The organism is Marinilactibacillus piezotolerans, assembly GCF_900114235.1.
Lineage (GTDB): Bacteria > Bacillota > Bacilli > Lactobacillales > Carnobacteriaceae_A > Marinilactibacillus > Marinilactibacillus piezotolerans.
On record NZ_FOSJ01000075.1, the window covers coordinates 1 to 6,624 of the forward strand.

The 6,624-nt window shown below is 31.6% G+C and carries 9 protein-coding genes; 4 read left to right on the plus strand and 5 right to left on the minus strand.

What is annotated here, in order from left to right:
• Positions 1–114 precede the first annotated feature (114 nt).
• From BM212_RS11545 to BM212_RS11555, 3 genes are all read right to left on the minus strand, one after another.
• The gene (locus BM212_RS11545) at positions 115–609 is read right to left on the minus strand and encodes a P-loop NTPase family protein (protein WP_072694206.1); all 495 of its coding nucleotides are present in this window, start codon (positions 607–609) and stop codon (positions 115–117) included.
• A 346-nt stretch (positions 610–955) separates the two neighbouring features.
• Positions 956–1,663 carry a hypothetical protein gene (locus BM212_RS11550; RefSeq protein WP_143744952.1) on the minus strand — a complete coding sequence of 236 codons (708 nt, stop codon included), beginning with the start codon at positions 1,661–1,663 and terminating at the stop codon, positions 956–958.
• Between the two features lie 888 nt (positions 1,664–2,551).
• The gene (locus BM212_RS11555) at positions 2,552–2,767 is read right to left on the minus strand and encodes an XRE family transcriptional regulator (RefSeq protein WP_425434178.1); all 216 of its coding nucleotides are present in this window, start codon (positions 2,765–2,767) and stop codon (positions 2,552–2,554) included.
• 192 nt (positions 2,768–2,959) lie between these two features.
• On the opposite strand from BM212_RS11555, the gene BM212_RS11560 reads away from it, so the two are divergent.
• On the plus strand, positions 2,960–3,589 hold the full coding sequence (locus BM212_RS11560) for a S24 family peptidase (RefSeq protein WP_072694203.1): 630 nt from the start codon (positions 2,960–2,962) through the stop codon (positions 3,587–3,589).
• A gap of 25 nt (positions 3,590–3,614) precedes the next feature.
• Positions 3,615–4,148 carry a dihydrofolate reductase family protein gene (locus BM212_RS11565; protein WP_091898683.1) on the plus strand — a complete coding sequence of 178 codons (534 nt, stop codon included), beginning with the start codon at positions 3,615–3,617 and terminating at the stop codon, positions 4,146–4,148.
• Between the two features lie 63 nt (positions 4,149–4,211).
• On the opposite strand, the gene BM212_RS11570 is transcribed toward BM212_RS11565, so the two are convergent.
• On the minus strand, positions 4,212–5,234 hold the full coding sequence (locus BM212_RS11570; protein WP_072694201.1) for a YeiH family protein: 1,023 nt from the start codon (positions 5,232–5,234) through the stop codon (positions 4,212–4,214).
• A gap of 175 nt (positions 5,235–5,409) precedes the next feature.
• On the opposite strand from BM212_RS11570, the gene BM212_RS11575 reads away from it, so the two are divergent.
• The gene (locus tag BM212_RS11575; RefSeq protein ID WP_072694200.1) at positions 5,410–5,730 is read left to right on the plus strand and encodes a PadR family transcriptional regulator; all 321 of its coding nucleotides are present in this window, start codon (positions 5,410–5,412) and stop codon (positions 5,728–5,730) included.
• A complete protein-coding gene (locus BM212_RS11580; protein ID WP_091898685.1) occupies positions 5,730–6,269 on the plus strand; it encodes a DUF2812 domain-containing protein in 540 nt (179 codons plus the stop codon). Before BM212_RS11575 ends, BM212_RS11580 begins: the two co-directional genes overlap by 1 nt.
• 126 nt (positions 6,270–6,395) lie before the next feature.
• Here the strand turns inward: BM212_RS11580 and BM212_RS11585 are convergent.
• The coding region (locus tag BM212_RS11585) for a transposase (RefSeq protein WP_143744953.1) at positions 6,396–6,624 on the minus strand (229 nt) is incomplete at its 5' end.

The window sequence follows — 6,624 nt, forward strand, 5'->3', positions numbered from 1 at the left end:
TTTAACATCCTATAAAAACCCTTGCATCTATTATATCAATCATTAGTTGTAAAAGGCAGCAGAATAAGCATAGTTTATTATTCAGTAGACATTAATTAGAATAATCTCATTAAATCAAAATTGTTTTTTTATCTCTTCAATTTCAAATTGATTTTTCAAGATAATAACTTTTTTATGCTTATTTTCGTTTAATATTTTTAAAATAATTGGTCTATTTGTATGGTTGAAATTCCAGACAAATTTAACAAATCCTGGTTCAAGCTTAATGGGGTTTCCATATGTTCGAGATTTAGTCATTTTACCTTTTATATATCTTTTCCAGATTCGATAAATGCAAATAGTTTTAGGTAAGTCTAACCAGATTACAGTATCCGCATAATCCAATCGCTTGCTGAGCGTTCGACTATAATTTCCGTCGATTATCCAACTATCTTTTTTAAGTACTTTTTCTAGTAATTCGTCAAATCCCGCTGGGTTTAAGGTGTTTTTATCATCTATCCAGTTCAGCTTATCCAAATGAATCACTGGTAAATCTAATTGTTTTGATAATTGAACAGCAAAAGTAGATTTACCAGATCCTGGAGAACCGATAACAAGAATCTTTTGCATAGACATCTCCTCCTAAGGATTAAAGCTAGGGACAAGCGAACAAATAGAATTAAAAGAACGTATTTTTTAAAAAAATTCATAAATTTTCTCAAAAAAATATAAATGGCAGCTGGTTCCCTTATGCTCTTACAGAATTATTCCTTTTTAATCACTTGAATTTTTGTTGCTGCTTTTCTTTTAGAATCCAATCGATTTTTTTAAAAAATTTTAGCTCTAATAAATAATTTTCAGTAAAAGTAAGCTGGATCTTATGAAGTGGAGCCTTAATAAAGTCCCCACTCTTAGGATCCAGTTTATCCTATTTATAGAGTTTCTTAAAATTATTACATTTAATTAATGCTTACATTTACTCATTCCAAGCTGAAATATAAGAAAGATAACTAAAAAGATACTGATTTTTTTCTTCTAAATCTTTTTTAGTCACCCCAGATAACATTAGAAAATCCCGATATAACAGTTCGCTATTAGTCTCTTGAATCCCAAGAGTTTCTTCATGAATCACAAAAACTGTTCTTTCTTCAAAGTAAGGTTTATGATCAAGACTTTCTTTTTTATTTATTTCATTGTAATAAATATTACTTTTTTTGTTATCAATTACTTTGTAGAAATGTAATTTTACTTCTTTTTTTGTTTCTCCTAAAGAATATTGAATATTTTCTTTAATTATATTTAATTGAAAAGGGTGTAAAATATTCAAGTCTACTTCTACTATGTCTGCAAGATCTTTAAGAATTGCTAATGGTTCCTTTTTTTTATTTACCATTATAATTTTATCTTGATATTTATCTAATAGCGATTCTATAGTATACATGCAACTCTCTCCTAATTGTTTTACGTAAACATTTCCAGCTTTAACGATACCGGATCTCCATCCAACTGAACAATAGTATACCTCAACACTTCCAACTGAAACTCTCATCTTAGTTTGTGTAGAAGGAGTACTAAACATAGCTAAGTATTGCGATCCTGTAGCTCTTCCACCTGTAGATTTATAGATATAACTATCTGAAAAATAAGTAATTGGAGTTAGTAGGTTAGGTCTAGTTACTTTCACATTTCTTAATCTAAAACTATTTATAGCAACTGATCCTGCGTAGTTTAAGTATAGCTGGTGAACGTCTCCGCTGATTCTAACTATCCGTCAACCCTGTTCCATCTATATAAGTGGCTCTAATTCCATTACTTCATTTGTATGTTCTTCATCCAAAGTGGCAGCACTCACTGACGATGACATTAAAGTGATGACTGAGCGTTATTGTTGCAATAAGTAAATAAATTCCTTTTTTTATTTTATTATTTCTATTTTGTTTTCCCCTAATAAATTTTAAAAATATATAAACAACATTTATGCACGCTTTTCACTTTCTTTTGCATATGTTCTATCCTCCTTTACAGTTAATTCATCATATTTATTCGTACAAAAAGGAGCAACGAATCGTTGCCTCCTTGAGAACAATATATTATAAACGTTTTATCATTAAAATACGTTAAATTAATAATTTACTAATCCTTCTTTATAAATGATTGCCTCAATTAATTCAACTTTGGATCAATTTGCTTACTCTCTTCTAATTCTTTCATTTCTCCGAAGAATGTCTCCACTTGATTAGATAATTTCTTATTAGATTCACTAACTTCTTTGTTCGCTTTAATCAACTAATTAATTTGAACATTCTGCTTGTTCATAACGGAAAAAAAGGAATTGACCATTACGCCTAAATCATTTTTGAGTGTAGCGTCATTTGATACGTCGACCGTATTTACTTGTATCTATCTATGATTTTATCTTTTTTTAGTACTGATTTCTATAGCTTTTTCATAGTTCAAAGTGGAAGCAGCATTCATATTTAGTTAGCTGAACACTATAAAAACGATGAATGTTATTCATTACATTTGCACTCATCGCTTCTATATTTTGTTTATTTCTTTATTCGATTTGTTTTTATTCTTCTTCTTCACTTTCATATGTCCTTCTAAAAATATACTCTATTTCATATTCAGGGAAAAAGGCATATTTTACTTTTACTGCTTCCCCAAATTTGAAATCTGAATCTCCATTGATCTTTTCTCTGACTGTTTGATATCTTATATGTAATAAGTCAGCGATATCGACTAGAGAAACACCTTTTTCTTTACGGATCTTTTCAAAATTATTCAACATCCTCTCACCTCCTTATACGATTTTTCGTATTAAAAACCAACAATCTATGACATAATTAACACTTGATTTCATCATAATATGAATTTTCGTACTTGTCAACAATAAATAACCTTCGTTCTAAAAAGAATATTGATATGCGATTTTTCGTATGCTATTGTTTTATTAACTACTAAAAAACGGAGAAACGATATGAATAGAGAAGAAAAATTAAAAACTATGATAATAAAAAGATTCGGTACCGTCAAGGAGTTTTCAAGAGCTGTCGGTTTACCTTACACAACTATACGCTCTATACTAGAAAGAGGTATTTTTAATGCAAAGTTAGAAAATGTCATCATCATCTGTAAAGGGCTTGGAATATCTTCTGAAGAATTAATTGATCAAAAGGATTTTGTAATGGAAAACTCTTTGTCTTTCTACAATGACTATACACATTCAAAGTCACCCAGTCTATTTGATGATTTAAAAGATCATTCTGAGATAGATAAAATCGAACTTCCAGATTTAATCATGGGACGATACGCTGGTGCTGAGGATATTATATTTTCTCGTATGTCCGAGAGATCTATGGACAAATTAATTCCTGTTAATTCATTGATTGGCATTAAGCCAGTCGAGCTAGCTGATCTTGAAAATGAAGATATCGTTGTCTACACCCATCAGACGGAACAAAGTATCAAGTATGTTTATAAAATAGAAAACAAACTTATTCTGAAACCTGCTTCCCATGATCCAAAATTCATTGATTCTGTATTTGACATGACAGATACTGAACTCAATATTTTAGGCAAAATCATAATATATATCGTTGAGAAATAGCTGTTACATATACTGGAGGAGCATTATGAAAAGGAAAGTTGTATTGTTCATTGCTATGAGTCTAGATGGTTATATTGCTAGAAAAAACGGTGCAATAGATTGGCTGGATACTAGCATTGATCATCCAGTCGAAGATTTTAGTTACGAAAATTTCTACAGTACAATAGATACAGTGATTATGGGACGAACGACATATGATCAAGTGATCAACGAACTTTCACCTGACCTTTATCCTTATAAAGATATTCAATCTTATGTGCTGACATCAAGACCAGCTCAACCAAAAAAGCATGTGAAATTTATTACTGAAGACATTTCTGAACTTATACTGCGTCTTAAAAGGGAAGCTGGTAAAGATATCTGGATCGTCGGCGGACATTCCATTATCAAACCGCTCTTGCAGCTTAATATGATTAATGAATTTAAGATAACAATTATTCCGACTTTATTAGGAAACGGTATTCCCTTATTCGACTCTTTCCAAAATGAAATAAAGTTACAGCAAGTTAACAGCTATGTACGTAATCAGCTAACTTACCTTCATTTCGTTCGTAAATAATGATACAAAACAAAGCCATCACAAAAGTATGATTCCCGACTTCTGTAATGGCTTTTTTAATTTTTAAAGCTGTAAAATCAAGATAAAGATTACAGCTGCAATAGTCTGAAGTATCCCCACTGATACCCCATAAACAAGGAAACGAGGGCCTTCTTTGATAAATTTTCTAAAATCAAGACGCAGACCAATTGCCGCTAAAGCTGTCATTTCAAACCAAGTACTAATATAATCAGTGGAATCAATAATAACTGTCGGAATCGTAAATATACTATTCAGGATACAAATAATCAGAAATCCTAATACATACCAGGGAATTGGTAATTTTTTTGTTTGGTTGTTCTCTAAATTTTCTCCTGTACTTTTTTGTACTTTCTTTTTAAAGAATAAAACAACAATGACCAGTAAAATAATACGTGTGATTTTGAAAAGCATAGCATACTTGACTGTTTCAGCACTAATTAGACTTGCTCCTGCTACAACTTGCCCTACTGATTGCAGGGTTCCTCCGAGCAAAGCGCTCTTGCTTAAAAGATCGTCCCCAAAAAGAGCTACTCCTAGAAATGGTAGAGAAAGCATCATTACAGTTCCCATCAAGTTAACTAGCGTTATCACTTGGCCTTTTTCTTCATCATCTGCTTGAATAGATGGTGCGATCGCTCCTATTGCAGAAGTTCCACAGACTGCATTTCCTCCAGCCATCATCAAAACCATTTTTTCACCAAACCCAAGCTTTCTTCCGATAAGATACGTTCCTATAATTACTGTCGTCATCATCAGTATGACGTATACCAGTCCTTTAAATCCCATCTCAACGATAGTCTGGAACGTGACAGTAAATCCCAGCAAAACAACTGCATATTCCAATAACCTGCTTTCTGCAAATTTTGTTCCTCTGGCTAAAATAGGCTGCTTGAAAACTGTATTGCCTAATACTATACCGAGTAAAATCGCAATTGTGGCGCCGCCAATTTGCGGAAAAAATGTTGCAAAAAATTTTGAAAATACAGCTACTATAAATGCAATCACTATCCCGGGAACGATTGGATATGTATTTGACAGTTCTTTTAGTTTATTTTTAAACTTCATGTACTCTTCCTTTCTCTGATAGAATCATTATACTATTTTTTTAGAATAAATTTCAGGAGCTAATCGCTTACATTAAAAAATATATTATTTATTCTATTGGATAAATAATATATTATTGACTTAACTATCGTACTTCGATATACTTCGTTTATAATATATATCGAGGTGCGATAGTATGGTTAGATCTGACTTACAGAAAATTTATATGCCTATGACTGAAACTGCTTTTTATATACTCCTCTCTCTTCAAGAACCAAGATATGGCTACAAGATTATGCAATTTGTTGAAGAACTGACTTCCGGCAGAATTCAATTTGGCGCTGGAACAATGTATGGAAGTTTATCTAAATTAAAAAAAGACGGGTTAATTGAAATCGTTAGAGAAGAAAATAAACGTAAAATATATCAGACAACTTCGCTTGGAAATAAATTATTGAAAATTGAGAAAGAAAGAATTGTTGAACTATATTTAAATGCAGAAAGGGTGAAAGACTGATGGAAAAGAAGGTCATCAAATTCATCACAGTGGATAACTTTGAAAAAGAAGAAACCTATTTAGAGCAAATGTCTAAAAAGGGCTGGCATTTTGTTAAATATGAAGGGTTGCGTTACTTTTTTGAGTCTGGAGATCCATCAGATATCATCTATCAAATCGATTACCATAGCTCTACCGATGGTGATAAAGAAGATTATTTACAATTATTCAAAGATAGCGGCTGGATACCTGTATTTGCTTATCCCATTTTTGATGGGGAGTGGTGCTACTTTAAAAAGGAAACAGCTTCTAATAATTCACCTAAAATATATACCGATAACGAATCAAAAATTGAATTATTTAGTAAAATCAGAAAAACCTGGGGAATTTTTGGCTTAATCCTATCCTTAGTTTTTTTACCTATTACTTTTATAACGGGTATTCTCACAAGCAACTCCTTCTTAATTTATTTCGTACTACTGATGTTTGTCTTTATAGCTTTATTGTATATAAAAATGGTACTCAACCTGACTAGGAAAATTCATCAACTACGAGAATAAAGAATATTTCAAATCTTAAAAAACGAGGAGGCTGGGACAAAAGTCTCTGAAAGTCTTTAAATATAGAGAACCCCTGAGAAAATTGTAGAATACAATTCTCTCAGGGGTTCTACTTACTGAATGATTCTATTTTTTCTTTCTTTTATTATATTTTCGTAGGTTATTAGCCATGAAGATCAGATTCGTTTCATTTTCTACATTCGATTTTCCACGAACTGAAAATCGAGTGAACCTCAAATTGGCCTTCACCTGTCCGAAAGTTGGTTCTACATCAATTTTACGTTTACCATAAAATTGAGTCCCTTCTTCTGACGAAAGCTTTTCTCTAATATTTAGTTTTTGTTCTTCGTACTCA